Source organism: Acetobacter estunensis, assembly GCF_019083805.1.
Classification (GTDB): Bacteria; Pseudomonadota; Alphaproteobacteria; order Acetobacterales; family Acetobacteraceae; genus Acetobacter; species Acetobacter estunensis_A.
Genome location: NZ_JAHRDV010000017.1, coordinates 1 through 20,708, shown reverse-complemented (window position 1 = coordinate 20,708; position 20,708 = coordinate 1). Strand labels below are relative to the sequence as shown.

Genomic DNA, 20,708 nt, shown 5'->3' with positions numbered 1-20,708 from the left:
ATGTCCCATCGTATCGCTTACGATGCCGTCGCCGTACGCTTCCCGATCGAGACGTTGCGCGAGGCCTTTCCCCAGACCCGGCTTTTCGACGACCAGTTCCTGCTTTTCGAACTGGGCGGCGATAATAATGTCACCACCAGCCAGTATCGAGGCAACCGGGTTGTGGAGATCCGGATGCGCAGCTGGTCTCTGATGGCCTCGGGGCAGAAATCTACGATCATGCGAACCGTCGTCGAGAACGCGGCGTGGTGCGAAAGCGGCTGCCTGCGCCTATCTGGAAGCCGTGACACACAGGCCGAGACGTTTATTCGCCGCTACCGCAGCGTCGTGGAGGCGGCCGTGCCGCCAGAGGTTCTTGGCAGGCACCTTGCGTGCTCCATGACGCTGAGCGTTCCCGACCCGCAGACGCTGGATGACGCATGGCGTCGCAAGGAACTGACCGGGCTCAGCGAAAGCCTCGCAGAGCACGCCCCCGCGCATGTCGGGGAGCGGCTCCATTGGACGCTTTCGCCTCTGAGCAACATGCACGACGCCGCCATCATGTTTTCCTACCAGTATCTCGACGAACGGCGGATCTTCAATCGGGCGCAGGTGTCCGGGCACGAATACGACGCAACGCCGCTGATGAAGCAGATGAACACAGCCACACTCTCACTGGCGCTGTGAAAACCCTCTGGCCAATGCGCTGGACACTTCACCGTAATCAGCCTGCCTCCCAAAATGCGTATCCATGTCCCACTGGGTTACACCGATCTGCGCAAGGGAATGGACTCTCTCACCCTCATGATTCAGGAAATAATGCGCGCCGAACAGACAAAAGGCTCTGCAAATTAGAAATATATAAATTCACCACGGAACAATCTCTGTTTATTGAGAATGTGAAGAATACCTCGAATATAACATATTCGAAATGCGATCACCCGAGAGGCTTCGCATTAACGTCTTATATATCTTTACTCTAAAAAATGATTGCAGACAGAAAATTGCCCGTAGTTCGATCGGCATACAGAGCATTCATCCGGAGCTAGACGATGAACATTGATTTATCAGGCGAATTAAGCGTGATCAGGCTTTCTGCTGATCTTGGCTTGATCAAACCGACAACCACCACCTCATCGACGTCGAACGCATCCGTAACATCTTCTTATGCAAATGGTGCTGCAACGATATTGGATGTCTCATCAACATCGTCCACTTCTGTCTACAACTCTGACGGCCCGATCGTTCTCATCCCTGAAGGCGATCGGTATGTTCCTGACAGCGCGGGCGACGTGATCAATGGAGTGCCTGCCTCGAAGATAAAAGGAGCCATAACGGTCAACGGAGACCTTGAGACCGATCTGACATCATCTTCGTCAAGCCTCACCCTTTATACAGCTTCCGGCAGCACTACTGCGCAGGGCGCGCAAGCTGTTTCCAACATTAACGATGGAAATAGTGAACAAGAACTGATTGCAAAACTGTTTTCTTCACCGACTAACAAAAGTGTAGACGGAAACCAGAGTGCATAAAAACAACTTCCCCATAGGCGATTGAATGCGTCGAACTGTCATTTTTTGACGATACTCTTCGCGCAGGTGAATATCGGTTGTGCTCGGTAAGGCCAGCATTCGGATGGTGATTACCATCTGAATGCTGACGGGATTGGTTATTCCGGTCAAGTCGATGTAGGGCTACGTTTGGTCAGCAGACTCAACCCAATACAAAAAGTCCACATAAAAGCAACGTAGATACACGTATTTCAAAAACGTATTTCTTGTGTTGCTTGTTTTGAAACGTCTTTCCAGAAACCTTTATTTCTTGAATGTGCTGCAAGCTGTTTTCAAGCATGTGACATCGGGACGCTCACAGCGCAGAGAATAAGAGGACGAAGAAGGGCAGGGGAGGAAGGGACGCGCCACAGGCCGTCTGTCCGCCGCAAGGGTGCGCCCCGTTCCGGGGCCGCGCACGCGCGCCCTTGCCCCGGCCAGCCGTCTGCGCCGTCGCGGAAAGCATGAGGCAGAGAAAAAAGCCAGCCTCGCAGCCCTGAGATCAAGGAGATGACCATGACGGAACTTCGTCGTGTGGACCCGAAAACGCTTGTCGTGAACCCCGACAATCCGCGTCGCAGCGCCCCTGATCCGCGCGCGGACCACCAGCTTGCGCTCAACATCAAGACCGTGGGGCTGATCCATCCGCCCTGCGTGCGCGAGCTTGAGGACGGCCGCCTGATGATCGTGGCCGGGCACCGGCGCGTGCGCGCCTGCATCGCCGCGAAACTTGGCGAGATCGACGTGCATGTGCGCCAGGGCGACGAGAAAAGCCATACGATGGCCTCTGTCGCGGAGAATGTCGTGCGTGAGGCTATGTCGGAATCCGATCAGTGGAACGGCGTGCTCGACATGCGCGTGAAAGGTGCGAGCGACACGGAGATCTGCCGGGCCTTCATGATTACGCCGGGCTATCTGCGCGGGCTTTCCCTGCTTGCGCAGATGCACGCGCCGATCATCGCGGCAATCGACGCGGGCATGGGCCCGTCCTTTGCCGAACGCAACGCAATCGCCCGCACGCCGCTTGAGCGTCAGCGTGATGTCTGGGCCGAGGTCTGGGCGGAAAGCGGAGAGGGTAAGAGCGATCCGACCGACTACCGCATGACGGCCGAGGATTTCCAGTATTTCGAGTGGTCCGAGTTTGTGCAGGCGCTCGATCGCACCGAGCTGTATGCACGCGATTTCGCGTTTGATGAGGCCACCGCGAAAGAAGCGGGTGTCGTCTGGGAAGAGGATCTGTTCGGGCAGGGCGATCAGGATAATCGCTACTGCACCAGCTTTCCGGCCATGTTCAGGGCGCAAAAGCTCTGGGCGGAAAAGACGAAGCCGGACGGCGCGGAAATGCTGGAATGCGGTGAGTATGGCTCGGGAATTGCCCCCGAAGGTTATCGACGGGTCAGCACCTGGGAGAGCGTTCTGAAGAGCGATATTCCGGTCGTCTGGGTCAGTCCAGGCACGCTGGAGATCAAGACCGGCCACATGCGCGCGCTCGCCGCGCGTGCGGGAGAGGAGGGCGTGAACGGATCGCTCAATGTCACGATCGTTCCGGCCTCGACCGCGCCAAAGGAGCGGCCCGACATTTCGGGGACGGGCCTGAAGCTGATCGGCGAGGTCCGCACACAGGCGCTGCGCGAGGCGCTCGCAGGTGCGGGCGAGGACGCGTGGATCCGTGGGATCTGGTGGGCGCGTTCCTGCTGGCGCTCAGCGCGAACAACGTGAAGGTCGATGGCGATCACACCTACGATCCGTATGGCGGCGTGTCCGCGCGCGAGCGGGCGGTCGGCCGCGTGTTTCCCGAGGGCGTGCTGGTGCGCGATCCGGCTACACTGCGTGAGGCCGCGCTCGAGGTGCTCGGCAGCTTCATGAACTGCGAGGTGAGCATGCACAGCGGCAGCGGTCTGCCGGCGCAGCTTCTCGGCGTGCTGTTCGGCGCGGACGCGCACATGCCGAACATGGCCTTTGAGGCGTTCCTCAAGACCTATAGCAAGCCGGGCATCACAAAGGCGGTGAAGGCCGAGGGGCTGGAAGAAAAGCCGACCGGCAAGGCCATGCGCGAGGCGCTGATGGGCCACGTCGGCGAAGGCCGCTGGGTGCCCGAGGCGGCGGGTTTCGGGGAAGGGATCGCCGCTTGGAAGGAAGAACTGGCGCGAAAGGCCAAAAGCGCGGCCGCGCGAGCGAAACTTCAGGCCGAGGATGAGCAGGACGAGGACGTCGCCGAGAACGAGGATCTCGGCGAGGAGATCGAAGGCGGGGAAGTGAGTGAAGATCTGGCACCGGTCGAGGCCGTAGCGCCTGCAGACGAGCCCGAAACAGACGAAGAGCCCCCCGCAGCGCCTCTTTCCGAACGCCCGGCCGATCCGCGCATTCCGCGCGAATTGGCCGAACTGGCGCGCGCCATGCCCGATCACTTCGAGGTGGTGATGGTGTAAGGGGACATCGCAATGCGGACGGGCTGTGCGCCCGTCCGTGACATGCTATCAGAGCATTTCGGGGCCGCCTGACGAGCCGGAGCGGCGAAACATCGCGTGAGACCATGCGCGCGGTGTCGCGGCCCCCATCAATCGTGGTCGGCCATGGCGCTTCGGGGGCCGCAGCGTCTGGCCTTACTGTGAAGGGAAAACCATGATCGTCGTGATCGTGGTGGACCGGAAGTGGCTAAAGCGGGTTCTTCGTAAAACGAAGAAGGCCCTTCAGGCGGTGGCTGCCGTCCTGAAGGGCCTCTCCGAATAGTCACTTCTAACCACCGGGCCGGGGGTTATCTTTAGCCGGATGCCCCCGGTCCTTGGCTTCAGAGTAAGGCATACCGACCACGATTTTCAAGGGGCGATGCACATGCGTGTGTCGCCCCTTATACTTCGGGATAAAGTGGATTTTCATTTCAAGCCGGGCGTGAGCTTTCCTTGTAAGAGAAGTTCAAGCACCCACCCCGGCCGCCAACCAGCATTGCAGAGATCAATTGGTGACCGATAATTCTGCCGTTTCTGGATTTCAGCCCATTCGGCAAGTTCACGCACAGCCTGTAGGGCTGTTGTCGGAAGTAAGCGTCTGTTGATTTCACGCACTTCCGGAACAAGATGGGAGTTGTAGAATTTCCATATTTTCCAGTTTTGGGAGAGCTGATTTTTCCACGCGATATAGGCCTCTGGCACAATAGTCGATCCAGACACCGTCACAGCAAAAGACCACGCATCCGGTGCCTAATACGTGGTCCTTCTGCGGTGGGAGCAAGTGTTATACGAACATGCCCCCGGAGACTTCGACGCGCTGTCCAGTCATCCAATGGTTATCCTCGGACAGTATGGCGGCCACAGCCGGCCCGATATCGTCAGGCATGCCTGCCCGTCCCAGAGCGGTGACACTGGCAATTAGATTATTGATTTCCTTGTTGTCGCGGACAGCGCCGCCGCCGAAATCGGTCTCGATCGCTCCCGGTGCGATCGTGTTTACGGTAATGCCATTCGCGCCCAGTTCTTTTGCCAAATACCGTGTCAGCACTTCAATGGCGCCCTTCATGGCCGCATAGGCGGAATATCCTGCCAGACTGAAGCGTGTGAGGCCGGAAGACACATTTACGATCCGACCACCATCCTTGAGTAAAGGCAGAAGGTTCTGTGTCAAAAAGAATACGCCTTTGAAATGCACGTTCACGAGTTCATCGAAGTCCGCTTCGGTCGTGGTGGCGAAGGGTGCGTGAATTCCGATCCCGGCATTATTCACGAGATAGTTGAAGTGTTCCCGCTGCCAATGGGTCCGCAGGGTGTCCTGGATACGGTCCCGGAATGCCGAAAATGTTTTGATCTTACCGGTATCCAGAGGAAGCATCACGGCTTTGCGTCCGCACCGCCAGATTTCTTCGGCAACGGTGTCGGCGTCCGTTTTGCGTGAACGGTAAGTGCCAATGATATCAACGCCGTTTCTCGCGAGAGCAAGAGCGGTGGAACGCCCCAATCCTCGGCTTGCGCCCGTTACGATGGCAATGGGTCGACGAGTATTATCCATAAGGCTCTCCACCAGATCGTACGACCTTCTGGCCGCGTCTTGGCGACATTAACAATGTCGCAAGTTGGGATAATGCAACGATAACGGGAAACACTGGTCGTAAACTCCGAACAATAAGGGCGAAACAGATGCAAAAATAAGACAGAACCAAGGAGAAGAAGGCAGGGTAGGGGGCGCCACAGTCCGGCGTCCTCCACAAACGGTGGGTTCTCGCCATGCTCGCCCGCTGCGCGGCCTGCGCGTGGCTCCGATCCCGGCGCTGCGCGCCGCGTCTGCTCCGGCCCCCGGCCCATGGCCGCTGGAGAGGTATCAGGAAAAGATGCTGGAAGGAGCACAGAATGTCGGTATCGGAAAACCCCGTGGTGGTGGGCACCATGGTCTCCACGATCCTCTACAATCGCGGACGCGGCTACGTGAAGGCCGTGCATGGGGAGGCTGGTCGTCAACCGGTTCGCGCGCTTTCACGAGGCGCGATCATGACGGGCGGCTCGGCCAGCTACGACATCGTGTTTCTCACTGGTGAGCGCAGCGTGCGGCTTCCCGAGGCGATCCTGCGCGGCGTGCAGTGGACGGTGTATGCGCGCGAGGACGGGTTTGCCGATGCCGACGAACTGGCGCGTCTGGATGCGCTGGCGGAAGCCCGTGAGGCGGAGAAACGCCGCAAACAAGCCGAAGACAAAGCCGCGTTCGACGCCGAGGTGGCGCACCTGCAGACCGACCCGGAACTCGCCCGTCTCAAGCAGGGCGACGAGGGGAGCGGCACGCTCGCTGCCGCCAATCTGCGCGTCCTGTTCAAGAAGCACTGGCCAAAAACCCGTTTCCGGGTCCGCAAGCGCCACTACGGCAGTCTGACCGTGTGCTGGGAGTGCGGGCCTGCGGAAGCGGACGTCAAAGAGATCACCGACCGCTTCAGCGGCTCGGGATACGATCTCATGAACGACTGCAGCACCGTCGTCGCCACGCCGTGGAACACGGTGTTCGGGCACGCCGACTACATCAGCCTCTACCGCGATCCCAACGCGCCGGTCGCAGACTGAGCGCGTTCCTCAATCCTTAAAACCTGTCTTTCTTACGGAGAGTTTCCATGTCTGAAACGCTGACGCCCGCGCACGCCATCAACCGCACCGACCTCGCGCAGTTTACCGGCACCGCGCACTACTACCGCTGGTTTGGCGGGCTGGTGCTCACGGACGGGGCGCACTTTCTCGCCAGCAACGGTGCTGCGTGGCTGATGGACGTGCTCGCAAGCGTGCAGTCCCTGCGGGCCATGCGCGCCGAAGAGCGGCAGTTCTGGACGCTGAGCGTCGATCTGGAACAGCACCGCGGCGTGGTCGTCTGCACGGACGGCGGCAAGAGCGGTCAGCCGGAGCGCGAACTTTACCGTCAGGAGATCGATTACACCGATTTCCCGCTCACCGAGATCAAGCTGTTCGCCTTCCGCGAGGCGGGCCTTGGCCGCGTGGTGCTTCTGCCCAGCGAATACTGACATCGCCCCCTTCTTTCGTCTGTCCCGGCCGCCCTCGAGGCGGCTTTTTCGTTTCTGGAGAGTCCATCATGTCCGACAGCCTTACCCGCGAACCGCCCGTCCTGCGCTGGGGCAGCGAGCATGAGCCCTTTCAGCGCGAAGGCCAGCCAGCGATCACGGAAATGTCGGCCTGTTCCACGACGGCGGAATACGCAGCCGGCCATCTGGGTTTCTACGGCTATCTGCGCGTGGCCAATCGCATCTGCATCCGCATCGCGGGTGTCGGGATCTTCGATCTTCCCGATCAGTGCTGGTGGGATTCCTACGAATCTCAGGAGCCGCCTGGGGACGTGGTGCGCGCAGCGCTGGAGGAAGAGGGTTTCTCCGACTTCTGAGGCCCGCCTCGCCATCCGTCATTCCACGCCGCCTTCGAGGCGGCTTTTTCATGTCCGGAGACCCGACATGCCGCGTTTCACACTGACCGCTCTGCCTGTCTATCGCCTCGTTCTGCCCCACGGCTCGATCCTCAAGAGCGCCGGTGACACCGAACTGGATCGGCCCACCACCATCGTCGCCGACGACGTGGCCGAGGTTGCGCGCAAGGTGCAGGAGTACGGCGAAACGATCACCCGTCATGCACCGCGACGCTCGTTCGGAATCGTCATCGGCTGCGAGCGCGGCGTCCGCAAACCCACGGGGTTTGAGACCGCCCGACGGCACCATCAGCTCAATCTGGAACGCTGGACGCACGTGATCCATCCTGCACCTGCACCGCGTGGGCATGACGGTGAGCCCGGTGTGCGGATGTGGGGCAGCGGCGAGACGCCGTTCCAGATCGACGGGCAGGCACCCTTCTGGTGGCCTGCGCAGAGCGACGAGTTCGTCACTCCTGCTCAGGGCCACCTAGGGTTCTACGGATGGCTCCGCGCGGCCAATGCGGCCGTGCAGCGCAAGACCCACGGCACGCGGATGTTACTGAACTTCGCTCATGCGGGGACGTTACGTGTGGGCTATGACGGGCATGAACATCCTTACGACGTGGTGGAAGCGTTTCAGCTCCACACCGAGACCGCGTGAGGGAGCGATCGAGATGACCGATGCTCCCCCGATTATGCGCCGTAAGATCGGGCGCTATGTTGTCGAGACCTGTGCGCTACCCGATGGTACCGTGCTGCTTCGGACGCCCGAAATCTACCCGCTCAACGCCCGGGACTGGCGCGAACCGTATCCGGACATGAAGACAGCGCTTGCGGATTTTGCCGCGCGCACTGCCATTCCGAAGATCAACCGCACGCGGCTGGCGCAGTTGCGCCGCCACGGTTTTGCGGGGGATGTCTGTGGCAAGGAGATGATTACCCGTCTTGATCCCTGGACGGGTGCCACGACACTGAGCGAGTACGAACTAGTGGAGGAGACGGCAGGGGCCTGAGCTTCGTGTCTGGGTGAATCACATTATTTACATTTAAATATTCCTGGTCATCGCGGTGTCCGGAATTATAGTCTCTCGAGAAAATACAAAAAAGTCGCTTAAGATTATTGCTCGGTTTTTCCTGTAGTGGCATCGACCTTAAGTAGAGGATGAATATAACTGTCTATCCGCTGCGGCGACGCGTAGGCTTTGTAACGGACATTGAAATTGTCGGCATTTTGGGTTGAACCGTAAATAGAGTTCAGACCAGGTTTTTTTTCAAATACTACGGCGTTGTCGTCGAGGCTTAACAGATGGGTGCCAGCGAGAAACCGGGCATAGGTTTCTGGACTGATACCGACTTTTTTTGCCATAATTTTGACTGCGTCGTCATGTGTTGCAGGGTTCTGAATATAAGCGACAATTCGTCCCCAAATCTGTACCAATGTACGCCAATCGTTTTCATGGAGTCTTAAACTAACGGGATCTACTGCGAGCGAATCATAGATAAGACCTGGAGCATCATGGGACGTGAAAATGGGATGAGAACCCGAAACCATTCTGAGCGCTTGTCCAGCGTTAGGCTGCCAGACTCCAATAGCAGCCACGGTGCCGGTGGCCAGAACCTGAGGGGTTTCATTTGTAGTCGTGCGGACTATATCCACATCTTCTTCACTCAAGCCATTTTTTTGCAACGCAGTTAAGAGTAGCAAATGGTCCACTAGCCCGGTTTCGACTGCGATCTTCTTGCCCTTCAAATCTGCTACGTTCGAGATATCGCGAGTGGCAACAATCATGTCGTTACCATCTGAATAGTCGTTCAGCATCACGATCACGCTTTTGCGGCCGTTCGCACCTGTCGACAGGACGTCTCCGTTGGTGGCGCTAATCGCGTCTAACTTTCCGGCGATGTAGGCGTCCAGCATGGCTCCGTAGTCAAACCATTCGAAGGCGATATCGAGCTTTTTCTCCTCAAGCCAGTGCTTCTCAATGGCGATTTGCCAAGCAACGCTGCCCGGCCAGTCGCTATAACCAACGTGTAAGGACTCAGCGCGCGCTAAAGGTGGCAGCGTTAGTGTGGCAAGAGCCGCAGCGATAAAAATGCGTTTGCATTTGGTGTAGAGCGTCATGAGCTTTATCCTTGGCATGTGATTAGACATGTTCGACTGGGTACGATTGCAAAACTGCAATTAAATCGTTCGAAGTGCCGACAGTGCCAAAGAGCGTTGAAGGGTCGCGTATGATGTCGATTGCAGCTGTCTTGAGTTCTGGTGTCACGGCGGCTGTCGCGTCTTCCAGCAAGAGATTGTCGAAACCGCGATCGGCTGCTTCGCGCATAGACGTATGCACGCAGCATTCAGTGGTTACGCCGACGAAGATGAGATTTTTAATGCCGCGGTGGCGTAGAATATGCTCCATTTCGGTAGCATAAAAACACCCACTACCGACCTTATCGATAATAACGTCTTCCGGATGCGGTCGTAGTTCTGGAATGATTTCGTGACCCGGTTCGCCTCGCGTCAATACTCTGCCTAAAGAAGTCGATTCACCTACGGCGGCCCCATTGTAAGCTAGACGGGTCCGATAGGCTTTCACGGCGGTCAAATCTGATCCGTTGGAGCGATGACCTTCGCGCGTGTAGATAATTGTCATCTTGTGTGCACGGGCAGCGTCAAGAATGCGGATAATGGGGGCGATAGGTTCACGCATGAGTGGTAAAGCGTCTGTAAAACTTGCGACCCATCCGCCTTCGGCACAGAAATCGAGTTGCATGTCGATGACGACAATTGCAGTTTCCGACGGTTTTAGCGTGCCCTGAAAGGGAAAGGGATAGCCCGTAGCTGGTACTTGCAGTGACATATCACGGGAACCTCTTTCTGAGTGTCTTACTGTCTTTGTTTCGATCCCGGAAAAATAAGTCGAGCGTACCATATCGCGAAGATGGAAAAATGGGATAGGCTCTATATTGTCACAGTATAATGACACAGGATCAGTATGGAATGGCAGATGAGTCTTCTCTCGTAGATCGACAGGCTGTGCAGCGTTTTGTAAAAAATATCGACTGGAACGCATTTTATCAGTTTCATCAAATTGTCGAGGCTGGCAGCATCAGTGCGGCAGCTAGACAGCTCAACGTTCATCAGCCGGGCCTGAGCCTCGCTCTCAAGCGGTTCGAGGAACAACTCGGCGTGAAATTGTGTCGACGGTCTCCTCAGGGAATTGAGGTAACACCAGCCGGCCGTGCTGTTTGGGAGCTTATAAATAACGCTTTTGATATCATTAGGATGGTACCGCACGCAGCTATACGTGCAGCCAACAAGGTCGATGGCACGTTGCGACTGGGCATGATTTCAAACATCGTCTCGCCTGCGCTGGATACGGCGCTATCGGTTTTCACACAGGCACATCCAGATGTAAAATTGAGTATCGATATCTTAACCTGGCAAGAAGTTCTGGATGCGGTAATTGCGGGTGACTGTGATATTGGTCTGACGTACGAAAGCGATTCAGTTCCTACGTTACATTATGAGCCAATTGTATGGGAGAGTCAGCAGCTTTATTGTGGCCGAAATCATCGATTGTTCGGGAAGACCGTTGGAAATCCAGCTTTATTGTCTCGACAACGATTTGTCTTGGCTCAAGGCGATGAACCAAAAGATGTCGAGCGATTTCGTCTGCATTACGCTTTGGGACGACATGTCGGAGCCCGAGCCGATGATCTAAGTGAGGCGATGAGGCTGATCCAGCTCGGTGTAGGAGTTGGTTTTCTACCGACCATTGTCGCCGACACTGCTGGCGATAAATTGTGGCCTCTTTTACCAGCGTCCTTATTACCAAGTTATTTTGTTTATATGATTAGTTTAGAGGTATCGCTACTCTCAACGCCGGCTCAGCTTTTTCACGAAGAAATGCGCCAGTCTATGCGAGAGTATACTACTTTTCGGTGAAGTCACTGCAGCAAGGTATAAGACAGCAATATTTCAAATGTGACATTTAGCCTATAAACGGGTTATCGAAAAAATATAATAATCGCGATTATTTCGCGGTTATTGATCTTTTTTAAAAGAATAAAATTCGTAACGAGATGATTCCAGTCCCGCAGTGAAATATGGACCGGCAAATCGGTACGTTCCGCGTGATGGAGCGGGTTCTGGCTTCTGCGGCGTCTGGAAGAGCGGGAGAGAGAGAAACAGGAAGCAGGATAAAGCAGGGAAGGGCGCGACCAGAAGCGTCCGTCCGCGTCAAGCGGTGGCGCCGCACCGCGCTTGCGCGCGCTTTACGGTGCCGGCGCAGGCGCCGCGCCTGACCCGGCCAGCCGCTCCCGGCCTGCGGGGAAGCATTCAGAGAGGAGAATGTTTCCATGGTATACGCGGCCTCATCCACACGTCCCCGTAGCGTTACCTTCCGCAGGCCCACACGCTGGATCTGCACATCCGAGCCGGTGCAGTGTCACCGTTGCGGGATGGAATGGGAGCATGGCGACCCGGCGCTGACACTTCCCTGCGCGGGCTGTGGCGCGGACGCGGGCGAGCCGTGCCAGCGCCGCTCGGGCGGCAATGAAACCGTGTGCATCAAACGGGATCGGGCCGCCGAGGCGGCCGGACTGCTGCGCCCGTGCGAGCGTCTGACATGGGACGGACGGCACACCAAGCCGCTGCGCCTGTCCGGCGTGCCTCTGCCGCACATGCTGCCGGTCCTGACCGGTGAGCCAGGAGCTGTGAGCGGATCGGATCTGGCGAGCTATGACCACATCATCGTCGCCTGTTCCTTCGGCAAGGATTCCCTGGCCTGCACGCTGCATCTTCTCGAATGCGGCGTGCCGCCCGAGCGTATCGAGTGGTGGCACCATCTGGTCGAAGACGAGGCCGACGTGTTCGACTGGCCGCACGTCACCGATTACGGCCGCCATCTCGCCGACGCTCTGGGCGTAAACCTGTATTTCTCGGCCCGTCAGGGCGGGATCGTGCGCGAGATGTTGCGCGAGGACGCGCCAACCGCGCCGGTCTGGTTCGACACGCCCGAGGGGCGCGTGACGATGGGCGGGCACGGCTCGCGCAACACGCGCCGCCGCTTTCCCCAGATGTCGGCGAACCTGTCGGTGCGCTGGTGCTCGCCCTACGCCAAGATCATGGTCGCCGACACGGCGCTGTGTAATCAGGCGCGGTTTCACCACGCACGCACACTGTTCGTGACTGGTGAGCGGGCCGCTGAATCCGCCAACCGCGCCCGCTATGCGGCCTTCGAGCCGCATCGCTCGGATCTGCGGGATGGACGCGCGCGGCGCCATGTCGATCACTACCGGCCGGTGCATGGCTGGAGCGAGGCCGAGGTGTGGGAGTGCCTGCACCGACACGGGGTGATCGCACCTCTGCCCTATCGGCTGGGTTTCGGTCGGCTGTCGTGCCTGACGTGCATTTTCATGTCGGCCAATCAGGCGGCGACGCTGCGCTACATGGATGGCCAACGCTTTGCCGGTTTGTGCGCGTGGGAGCGCGCGTTTGGCTGCACGATACGCCGCGATCGCGATCTCTGGGCGCTTGCCGATACGGGCGAGGTGTTTGCCCCGGTGCTGGCAAGGCCGGATCTGGTGCGTCGCGCGCTCTCGCGCCGCTGGCGCGGACCGGTGCTTTGCGCCCCCTCACACTGGCAGATGCCTGCGGGCGCGTTCGGCGAGAATGCCGGACCGGTGTGACAGTTTCTGACACACCTTGCATCGCCGCTGCCGATTTTTCGGAAAAACGCTGCACAGTCGCACGAACAGGGCGGAGTGTGTGGCGGTGATCTCTCACTACCACGCTCAAAGGAGCCTGTCATGTCCGATACCGCCACGGTCGTTTCTCTTCCGGTTGCCCGTCAGCCACGCAATGTGCGGCGCGTGCTCGATCTGAGCACGGCGCATCTGGATCGCGGCGACACGCTGGAGTTTGAGGAATACCTCGTCACCAAGGGCCAGAACGGCTCCATGCCCTGCCTGTCCGGCCCCTATGGCTGGCTCGTCTCGGTGCCCGACGAGCTGGAGAGTGTCCACGACGACGCCTCGCCGGGGCTCTACGCCATCCTTGCCTACGCCAAGGAGGCCGGATGTGACTGGGTGCTGTTCGAGCGCGACCGCGACATCGACGATCGGTTTCCCGTGCAGTGGCAGGACTGAGGGATAAGGAAAGAAGGGGGGAACCGGAGAATACGTTTTCAGACAAACTGGCCAAGGAGCCGCATACGTCTAGTTGGGATGCGCGGACAGTTTTTCAGTTTTAGGAACGCGATTCTGATAGGTCGGCTCTTGTGCGAATGCCAACTGTTCCTCCGATCGTCCTTTGGCTACGGGATATGGCAGAAAAATCCCGTTTTTTAACAATGTGGCGCTCTTCGTTGAGCGATCAGCCTCCTGTGATCCTCACTTCAATATCATCGACGAACAGGACAAAATATTTTTTGACGTTTGAATATGAGAATCAGTTGCATTAAAGGGCGGGGGCGAAGATCAGCCTAAGGATGTCAAATGGGTTTCCCCGTGCCCCGCAACGCCTTACTCTATATGCCTGTTGCCTGGTTCTTTTTAGGTGACGTTGCGCTGTGCGCCGATTTATCGCGAGATAGATCATCGCCCTCTCGCGCATCTGACGCGCATATTTCAAAAAAGACGGTTGAGCCGAATGTCTCTCATGTCCGGCATATAACGGTGCACGGACAGAATGTTTCAACAGTCGCATCATCAGCAACAAAAACCGATACGCCTCTGATTGAAACTGCACAGTCGGTGACCGTTATTACTCGCAAAGAAATGGACGTTCCGGGGGGTGCTCAATCTCAATCAGGCAATTCGATATGCCGCTGGGGTGACATCCGATTTGCGGGGAGGTGGCGTTGGCACTCGTTTTGATCAGTTCAAGCTTCGCGGCTTTAGCGTGCCGACATTTCTTGATGGCCTCAAACTCCAGTCTGGAACTGGCTACGCATCGCCACAGACGGATACATTCCGCCTCGACCGTGTTGAAATTCTCAAAGGCCCTTCATCGGCTCTCTATGGTCAGTCAAGTCCGGGCGGTCTTGTGGGGCTTTCAAGTAAGCTGCCTTTGAATCGGAAATTTTATGGGGATATTGCGACAACAGGAGGAAGCTTTGATCTCTACAGAGTCGATGCCGATGTTGGGGGATATGCCACAAAGGACGGCTTCGTGCGTTACCGTCTGTACGGCACGGTCAATGGTCAGCATAGTCAGTTAAAAAAGACTGGTAGTCGCCGGTTTTCAATCAGCCCTGCGTTCACATTTGGTGGGGACGGTCCCACGACACTGACGTTACTTGGGAATTATCAATATGATCCAGAGAATGGAACGTATGGTGGCGCCCCGCTTCTAGGTTCACTTCTACGCGCACCCTTCGGCCATCTTCCCCGTAACTTTTACGATGGAGATGCTTCTTTTGAGAAATATAATCGTCGTCAGGGCGCGATTACGTATATCTTTAATCAAAAAATCAATAGCGACTGGAATTTTTCCACACGTGGTCGTTATGACGACATAATGGTGGAAAATCGCAGCGCATATGATGCCGGATATTACACAAATGCCACGACACTTCCCCGCTATGCGTACAGTACGAACGAGCACGTACACAACCTAGCCTTTGATAGTGCCTTTAAAGGAAAAGTGCATACCGGCAGCGTGAAACATTCGCTCATGTTCGGCTTTGATTATATGCAGCAAAGCGCCTCGGAATACGGACTTTTCGGATCAGCACCCAGTATTGATGTCCTGCATCCGGACTATCACATGGCTAATCCCACCCTATCGCCGTGGGTCAATTACCAAACCAATTCGCATCAGATCGGCGTCTACGGGCAAGACGAAATTCACTGGAAGGGCCTCGTTATCACGGGGAGCCTGCGCAACGACTGGTATCGATCCGATCAACTGAACAGGAGCAGCGGGGCCACCACACGACAAAATCCATCGCAGATTACATGGCGTGCTTCGGGACTATATCACTTCAAGTTTGGCCTTTCGCCCTATATTTCCTATTCAACGTCTTTCGAGCCCCAATCCGGCCTTGTCTCGGGCAATGGCGGTGCGACCCTTCGCCAGGCGGATCCTTCTGTGGGGAAACAGCTTGAAGGCGGATTGAAATATCAGATCCCAAAAACCAGTTTGTTATTTACGGTCGCCGGGTTTCATATCGAACAGAACAACGTTCTCGTAGCATCAAGTAACGGAGCCTACAGCACTGAGAGTGGAAAAGTGCATTCGGATGGATTTGAATTTGAGGCGCATGCTCAACCATTTAAAAACTTCGACATCACGGCCTCAGTCAGTGTCCAGAAAGTGAAAGATGATTCGACGGGAAAGCCTCTTCTTCAGTCTGGGAAAGGGAATGCAGCCCTATTCGTTTTCTACACTCTTCCAGACGGGCCAGCAAAAGGTCTCGGATTTGGTGGCGGTATGCGTTATTCCGCAAAAACATACGGTGGCGAAAGTCCTTACGGAAAAGGCAGCGTCTGGGTGCCGCAATACGCCGTTTTCGACGGTTCCCTGCGTTATGACCTTTCTCAACTGTCTGAGTCTTTACGTGGCTGGAAAGTGTCCGCAAGCGTCAGAAATCTCTTCGACAAGAAATACATTGGGAACTGTTTGAGTTATGCGTCCTATGGCCAAGGATGGTGCTACTACGGAGAGCGCCGCAATGCTCAGGGCACAATCGCTTTTTCGTGGTGAGGCTCTATCAACAGTATTGTGCCGTGAATAAATGCTGTGTGCTTCTTCTAGTCCACAGAACGTGTGACAAAATGACCGCGATGAACACAAAATGGACGTCACATGTGTTACGTGTGGGCATTTAAAGAAGACAAAAATTAAAGAAAGAAAAGCGGGAGAAGGCCACACCAGGCCTTGCCGTCCAATGCAAAGCGTGGCTCCTCGCCGCGCTGCGCGCGCCTGCGGTGCCGACGCGATGCGTCGGCTTTGCATTGGCCGTCAACGCCCGGTTGCGCGGGAAGGGTCCAGAGAAAACAAGGGATCCGGCCATGTCCAAGCGCAGCTTTCCGATCACACGCAACGACGCGCGAGAAATCATCCTCGGCGTCATGGGCTTCATGCTCTTCATGGGGCTGGTCACGGTCCTGATTGTGGGACCGGGCTTTTTTCTCCCCGACATCGATGATCTCATCAGCCTCCTCTGAGGCGTCACCGCTTGTCTATTTTGGCCGCCCTTGAGGCGGTCTTTGTGTTTCAGGAGAGTTCCGATGCTGCGTCAGTATCATACCTCGCCCTTTCAGGGCGGGCACAATCCGCTGCGTGTCGGCACCGTCGCGCTGGGTTCGATCTTTCGCTTTCCAAGCCCTCGTTCCGGTCATCCTTGCCGCACGGTGCCGTGGATCGTTGAAGGGTTCTGCAATGGCACCCTGGCGGCCGCCGTGCGCAATCCGGTCACGGGCTTCTGGGAGGATCGTTATATCAGCGGGCGCTCGCATCTCGCTCTGGTGCGATGCCTTGCCAACGACAAGCGCTCACGGATTTCGGTGCGGATGCTGGCGCAGATGGAAGATGAGGGGATGGGTGGCGGTCGCTATCCCGATCTGCCCGACGTGACGCGCTTTCATAACTGGTATCGCAACCGGAGCCGGGCGGCATGAGCGCGGCCCCGATCCTGTGCGAGCGCTTGCGCTCGCCGCCTCTCGTGGCGGAGCAGTTCACGCCCACCAAATGGAGTAGCGCGGCTGAGAAAGCCCGGATCGGCAATGCCATCCTGCGCTTTCTCGCCCAGGGCATGCCGGCCGAGAAGTTCAACAAGGCGCTGTATGGGCGCGTGTCCCAGATGTGGAGCCATATTGCTCACTTCAATTCTCTGGGCTTCAGATCAGCATGGTTTGCAAGCGCGAAGACCCGCCATGCGTTCCTCAAACACATGGTGGATTACCCGTGCTGGGGCGATCCGGCCTTCACGTGGTCGGACGTCGAGCGCGAAATCGGCCAGCGGGTGCGCGAAAATCTTCTGGTCGAAGCCTGGGCGAAGCAGGCGCGCGACGAGGAAGAAGCCCATGAACGCGCCATGCTTGAGGTGTTGATGAAAAAGCACGGCGTCGCCGCCGGTGTTCCAGTCGTCAATCGGCCCGCGATGCAGCTGGGGCTGTTTTAGGCGACGCTCAGCGCACCGTGCCCGCGCAGCGCCTCACTGAGAAACGCAAGTGCAGCACGCGGATATTTGCGGATCTCGATCACCGCGCCGTCCGGCACGGCCAGACGGTAGGCGCCGTGTTCGCGCGCGCAACACGGCGCGCCTTCGAGAAACTTCACGCCTTTGCCGGTGCGCAGCGCCTGACGCGGGCCGAAGACGCCCGCGATATGGCGACCGCCGAGAAAGATGTCGGCGTTGAACTGTCGCCAGACGGGCGCGCGTATATCGCGCTCCTCGACCTGGACATGGACGTTGCACTGATCGGCCCAGGCTTCGGGCGTGCCGTCCACGCCGTAGAGCGTGCGGCAGATCCCGCGCACGTTGTGCTCCTGATCGGCGAGAAACGTCCAGCCGACAGCCTTGTCTTGCCAGCGGCCTTTGAAACGTCGGCATTGCGTGGCCAGCTCGGGATGGAAATCCGCAAGCAGACTCACGCGATCTTTCGAGACGGTGACAACGGCCATGTCCGTTTCTCCTGAAATACCCGGTGATTCTAGGAGAAATCCCTGATCTGTACAAGCGGATACACAGGGAAATGAAAAAGAAAAGCCGAAAAGCGAAGAGGAGAGCGCAGAAAAGACGCGATGCCGAACCGCCTGCCGGTCGTCGCGGTCTGACAGGGCCGTCGTCAGGCGCAATCCCCGGGCCTGCGGTCGCTCCGGCACCGTGAAGCCGCACGCGGCTTCCGCACCATGCCGGACCGAGGGAGTGCGCCTGCCGCCTGATGGCCCTGTCCGTCTGACCGCTACCGGCAGACGGTGCGGCATCGGGCCTCACCCTGTTGGAATAAACACAGGGAGACGGCCATGTCGGACGTCGTAAACCGGATCATCCTCGTGGGGCATATCACGTGCTCTCCCGCGTTTGAGACAGGGGCGAGCGGAGAGAAGGCCGCTGCGCGCTTCTGGCTTTGCACAACGTGGAACGGGACGGATCGTGAGCCTGCGCCGGGCGCTGACGCGCTTGGCTGGCATTACGTGGTCTGCACCAAACTTCACGCGCTCCGCGCCATCGAGAACCGCTGCAGAGTGGGTACGCGCGTCTATATCGAGGGCCGCGCGCGGGCGCGGGCAATCGTTGCGAATGGCCTGACGCGCGGTGTCGTCACGGATGTGACGATCGAACCTGAGAACTGTGACCTGGTCGTTCTCTGACACGCAAAAGAAGGGACCGCGCCCCGTGCGCGCTCCTCCCAATCCTGACTGGAGTAAAGATCATGATGTTATCCTCATCCTTTTCGGGTGCCCCGGTCGCGCGGCTGCAAGCCCGCGCCCTGGCCCGTCGTCTGGAAGGCGAAGCCCTGCATATCGAAGGCAACCTCGTGCTTCCCGAGATCTCCGATCGTGCGCGCGCCCGGCTGCGCCGCACGGCCCACGAGGTGCGCCGTCGCCGCTCGGCCAAACTGCTTGAAAGCAGTCTGCGCGAGCTGGCAGGGCGTGAGGTTCTCGTTGAGCGTACGCCGCGCCGGAGTATGCGGACATGAGTGCTCTTCTTCTGGGCTCACGCAGGACAGGACAGAAACTCTCTGGTATGATCGCCCATCTCATCAATCGAGGTGCCGTCATGACCAGACCTGCTGCCATCTCCGACGTTGAACGGGCACGCCGCGCCGAGGCAATCCGGCAGGCGACGGGAAGTGTCGAACTCGAAGGTTTCACAATCACGGATGAGGTGCGTGCCATCGACCGCCGCTTCATCGAAGGCGAGCTGAACGATGACGAATACCGGGAAGAAATCTTCAAACTCTGCCGCGCCGAATACGCCCGCCTCGCCGCAGAGCGGATCTCGTCTGTCTCTTGACGGTCTCCTCTCGAGGGTCCGGATCACCGAACTCGAACGTAAACCCCTCACAGGGTCGTTCGATCTCGATCATCTCAAGAGCACGCACGCCTACATCTTTCAGGATTTCGACCATTATCCGGGCGCTGTGCAGAAGGTCAGTCCGGGGCAGGTGCGTGGGGACAGCCGGATATGGATGAAACCCCGCACGCTTGAGGGCACGGACATCCAGTACGATGTGATGTATGCGACGCAGCACGTCGGTCAGAAGGCGGCCGAGGCCCTTGAGACCTTTCACCAGCTTGGTGGAATCAAGGAACTTGCGGGTCTCGACATCCGCGAAGCCGGAAACCGGCTGGCCGACCTCTACGCGGATCTCGACCATGCCCATGTTTTTGAAGAAGGCAACAGCCGGACGCTGCGCAGTTTCGTGCGGTCTGTAGCGCGTAAAGCGGGCTTCGATCTGGACTGGACGCGCACAGGAGTGACGCAGGAAAGTCGGAACGAGCTTTATGTCGCTCGCGACGTGGCCGTGATCGAGCGCGCTTTCCCCGGTATGACCGAGGCCCGTGCGCTCGAGGACGAGGGCATGGGCTATATGGCGTTCCAGACGCTCAAGCAGTTGCGCGAGCTTCAGGGAAAGCGCGATCTCGGGGCGATCATCTCCGCGGGTCTCACGCGGCTGGAGCCGACACCGCGCCCCGAACCTGCGCCACAGAGCGGTCAGAGCGTGTTCGGACGCATTGTGGACTCTTTCTTTCGCAAGCCCGCCGCGGACGCCCCGCAGGCGTCTTCTGGCGCGTCGCCTGAAAAAGCGCCGTCACCTGGGAGCCGGGAAGACCCCAAGCCGTCCGCGCCGACACCTTCGAGCCGCTCGCCCGGACCCGGTTTCTAGGACGACCGGAAAAAATCGCGCTCATAGGTGCGATTGCACGTTCAGTCGCACGGCACGCCCGCATGATGTGACCTCGTTTCCTGTGGGAGAGGTCTGTCATGGTGTGTTCTGTCCGGTTGCCGCTTCAACCACCCCCGCAGGCGGGGGTGGCACGGGGCCGGGGTCTGACCTCGCCGTCATGCGTCCAGGATGACATCCACGAGCCCGAGGTCTCAAGACAACCCTTCGGGCTCAGGAACGCACGCGGCGACAAGGCGTGGCTGCGTTCATCGCAGGGCTACGCCCCGCGCTGCCCGCATCCCCACCTCGCTTGCCTGCATTCCACCGGTCTTGACACCTCGGGCTCGTGGATGTCATCCTGGACGCATGACGGCGAGGTCAGACCCCGGCCCCGTGCCACCCCCGCCTGCGGGGGTGGTTGAAGCGGCAACCGGACAGAACACACCATGACAGACCTCTCCC

General features: G+C 58.1%; 24 protein-coding genes and 1 pseudogene. 20 read left to right on the top strand and 5 right to left on the bottom strand.

The features are described 5' to 3' along the window. The 4 genes from KUA11_RS15045 to KUA11_RS15030 all read left to right on the top strand — a co-directional run bounded on the left by KUA11_RS15045 (position 1) and on the right by KUA11_RS15030 (position 3,958). Complete coding sequence (locus KUA11_RS15045; RefSeq protein ID WP_217411706.1) at positions 1–666, top strand: hypothetical protein; 666 nt, start codon at positions 1–3, stop codon at positions 664–666. Between the two features lie 365 nt (positions 667–1,031). Then, entirely contained in the window at positions 1,032–1,511 is a 480-nt protein-coding gene (locus KUA11_RS15040) for a hypothetical protein (protein WP_217411704.1), read from the top strand. 534 nt (positions 1,512–2,045) lie between these two features. Next, positions 2,046–3,248, top strand: a complete 1,203-nt coding sequence (locus KUA11_RS15035; protein WP_217411702.1) for a ParB N-terminal domain-containing protein — start codon at positions 2,046–2,048, stop codon at positions 3,246–3,248. Then, positions 3,191–3,958 carry a hypothetical protein gene (locus tag KUA11_RS15030; protein WP_217411700.1) on the top strand — a complete coding sequence of 256 codons (768 nt, stop codon included), beginning with the start codon at positions 3,191–3,193 and terminating at the stop codon, positions 3,956–3,958. Before KUA11_RS15035 ends, KUA11_RS15030 begins: the two co-directional genes overlap by 58 nt. Before the next feature lie 444 nt (positions 3,959–4,402). On the opposite strand, the gene KUA11_RS15025 is transcribed toward KUA11_RS15030, so the two are convergent. Beyond that, on the bottom strand, positions 4,403–4,678 hold the full coding sequence (locus KUA11_RS15025) for a hypothetical protein (RefSeq protein WP_217411698.1): 276 nt from the start codon (positions 4,676–4,678) through the stop codon (positions 4,403–4,405). Positions 4,679–4,760: 82 nt separating this feature from the next. After that, positions 4,761–5,528 carry an SDR family NAD(P)-dependent oxidoreductase gene (locus KUA11_RS15020; RefSeq protein ID WP_217411696.1) on the bottom strand — a complete coding sequence of 256 codons (768 nt, stop codon included), beginning with the start codon at positions 5,526–5,528 and terminating at the stop codon, positions 4,761–4,763. Positions 5,529–5,866: 338 nt separating this feature from the next. On the opposite strand from KUA11_RS15020, the gene KUA11_RS15015 reads away from it, so the two are divergent. The 5 genes from KUA11_RS15015 (at position 5,867) to KUA11_RS14995 (ending at position 8,422) form a co-directional block, all read left to right on the top strand. Next, positions 5,867–6,565: an LPD29 domain-containing protein gene (locus KUA11_RS15015; protein WP_217411694.1), complete on the top strand. Its 699-nt coding sequence runs from the start codon at positions 5,867–5,869 to the stop codon at positions 6,563–6,565. 47 nt (positions 6,566–6,612) lie between these two features. Further along, entirely contained in the window at positions 6,613–7,014 is a 402-nt protein-coding gene (locus KUA11_RS15010; protein ID WP_254454972.1) for a DUF6876 family protein, read from the top strand. A 68-nt stretch (positions 7,015–7,082) separates the two neighbouring features. Further along, positions 7,083–7,388, top strand: coding sequence for a hypothetical protein (locus KUA11_RS15005; RefSeq protein ID WP_217411692.1), 306 nt, complete (start codon positions 7,083–7,085; stop codon positions 7,386–7,388). 67 nt (positions 7,389–7,455) lie between these two features. Beyond that, positions 7,456–8,070: a hypothetical protein gene (locus KUA11_RS15000; RefSeq protein WP_217411690.1), complete on the top strand. Its 615-nt coding sequence runs from the start codon at positions 7,456–7,458 to the stop codon at positions 8,068–8,070. A 13-nt stretch (positions 8,071–8,083) separates the two neighbouring features. Further along, complete coding sequence (locus tag KUA11_RS14995; RefSeq protein WP_217411688.1) at positions 8,084–8,422, top strand: hypothetical protein; 339 nt, start codon at positions 8,084–8,086, stop codon at positions 8,420–8,422. Positions 8,423–8,526: 104 nt separating this feature from the next. Here KUA11_RS14995 and KUA11_RS14990 read toward each other — a convergent pair whose 3' ends face one another. Further along, a complete protein-coding gene (locus tag KUA11_RS14990; protein WP_217411686.1) occupies positions 8,527–9,531 on the bottom strand; it encodes an ABC transporter substrate-binding protein in 1,005 nt (334 codons plus the stop codon). A gap of 22 nt (positions 9,532–9,553) precedes the next feature. Then, on the bottom strand, positions 9,554–10,261 hold the full coding sequence (locus tag KUA11_RS14985) for a cysteine hydrolase family protein (RefSeq protein WP_217411684.1): 708 nt from the start codon (positions 10,259–10,261) through the stop codon (positions 9,554–9,556). Positions 10,262–10,401: 140 nt separating this feature from the next. Here KUA11_RS14985 and KUA11_RS14980 point away from each other — a divergent pair, with 140 nt between their 5' ends. The 7 genes and pseudogenes from KUA11_RS14980 (at position 10,402) to KUA11_RS14950 (ending at position 17,533) form a co-directional block, all read left to right on the top strand. Beyond that, the gene (locus KUA11_RS14980; protein WP_217411682.1) at positions 10,402–11,349 is read left to right on the top strand and encodes a LysR family transcriptional regulator; all 948 of its coding nucleotides are present in this window, start codon (positions 10,402–10,404) and stop codon (positions 11,347–11,349) included. Positions 11,350–12,086: 737 nt separating this feature from the next. Further along, positions 12,087–13,094 carry an adenine nucleotide alpha hydrolase family protein gene (locus KUA11_RS14975; protein WP_217411747.1) on the top strand — a complete coding sequence of 336 codons (1,008 nt, stop codon included), beginning with the start codon at positions 12,087–12,089 and terminating at the stop codon, positions 13,092–13,094. A 120-nt stretch (positions 13,095–13,214) separates the two neighbouring features. Continuing rightward, on the top strand, positions 13,215–13,553 hold the full coding sequence (locus KUA11_RS14970) for a DUF5983 family protein (protein ID WP_217411680.1): 339 nt from the start codon (positions 13,215–13,217) through the stop codon (positions 13,551–13,553). Between the two features lie 546 nt (positions 13,554–14,099). Further along, positions 14,100–16,113 (top strand): annotated as a pseudogene (locus tag KUA11_RS14965) (TonB-dependent siderophore receptor); the annotation flags it as partial. 308 nt (positions 16,114–16,421) lie between these two features. Then, on the top strand, positions 16,422–16,577 hold the full coding sequence (locus KUA11_RS14960) for a hypothetical protein (protein WP_217411679.1): 156 nt from the start codon (positions 16,422–16,424) through the stop codon (positions 16,575–16,577). A gap of 63 nt (positions 16,578–16,640) precedes the next feature. After that, positions 16,641–17,030 carry a hypothetical protein gene (locus KUA11_RS14955; protein ID WP_217411676.1) on the top strand — a complete coding sequence of 130 codons (390 nt, stop codon included), beginning with the start codon at positions 16,641–16,643 and terminating at the stop codon, positions 17,028–17,030. Continuing rightward, positions 17,027–17,533 carry a hypothetical protein gene (locus tag KUA11_RS14950; RefSeq protein WP_217411674.1) on the top strand — a complete coding sequence of 169 codons (507 nt, stop codon included), beginning with the start codon at positions 17,027–17,029 and terminating at the stop codon, positions 17,531–17,533. Before KUA11_RS14955 ends, KUA11_RS14950 begins: the two co-directional genes overlap by 4 nt. On the opposite strand, the gene KUA11_RS14945 is transcribed toward KUA11_RS14950, so the two are convergent. Further along, positions 17,530–18,036: a hypothetical protein gene (locus KUA11_RS14945; RefSeq protein ID WP_217411671.1), complete on the bottom strand. Its 507-nt coding sequence runs from the start codon at positions 18,034–18,036 to the stop codon at positions 17,530–17,532. The two genes, KUA11_RS14950 and KUA11_RS14945, sit on opposite strands and share 4 nt — an antisense overlap. Before the next feature lie 342 nt (positions 18,037–18,378). Between KUA11_RS14945 and KUA11_RS14940 the strand changes: the two genes are divergently transcribed. The 4 genes from KUA11_RS14940 (at position 18,379) to KUA11_RS14925 (ending at position 20,246) form a co-directional block, all read left to right on the top strand. Beyond that, positions 18,379–18,726: a single-stranded DNA-binding protein gene (locus KUA11_RS14940; RefSeq protein WP_217411669.1), complete on the top strand. Its 348-nt coding sequence runs from the start codon at positions 18,379–18,381 to the stop codon at positions 18,724–18,726. A gap of 62 nt (positions 18,727–18,788) precedes the next feature. After that, positions 18,789–19,055: a hypothetical protein gene (locus KUA11_RS14935; RefSeq protein ID WP_217411667.1), complete on the top strand. Its 267-nt coding sequence runs from the start codon at positions 18,789–18,791 to the stop codon at positions 19,053–19,055. Then, complete coding sequence (locus KUA11_RS14930; protein ID WP_217411665.1) at positions 19,052–19,372, top strand: antitoxin VbhA family protein; 321 nt, start codon at positions 19,052–19,054, stop codon at positions 19,370–19,372. The genes KUA11_RS14935 and KUA11_RS14930 overlap by 4 nt, the downstream gene beginning before the upstream one ends. Continuing rightward, positions 19,287–20,246: a Fic family protein gene (locus KUA11_RS14925; RefSeq protein WP_217411663.1), complete on the top strand. Its 960-nt coding sequence runs from the start codon at positions 19,287–19,289 to the stop codon at positions 20,244–20,246. Before KUA11_RS14930 ends, KUA11_RS14925 begins: the two co-directional genes overlap by 86 nt. Positions 20,247–20,708: the final 462 nt, after the last annotated feature.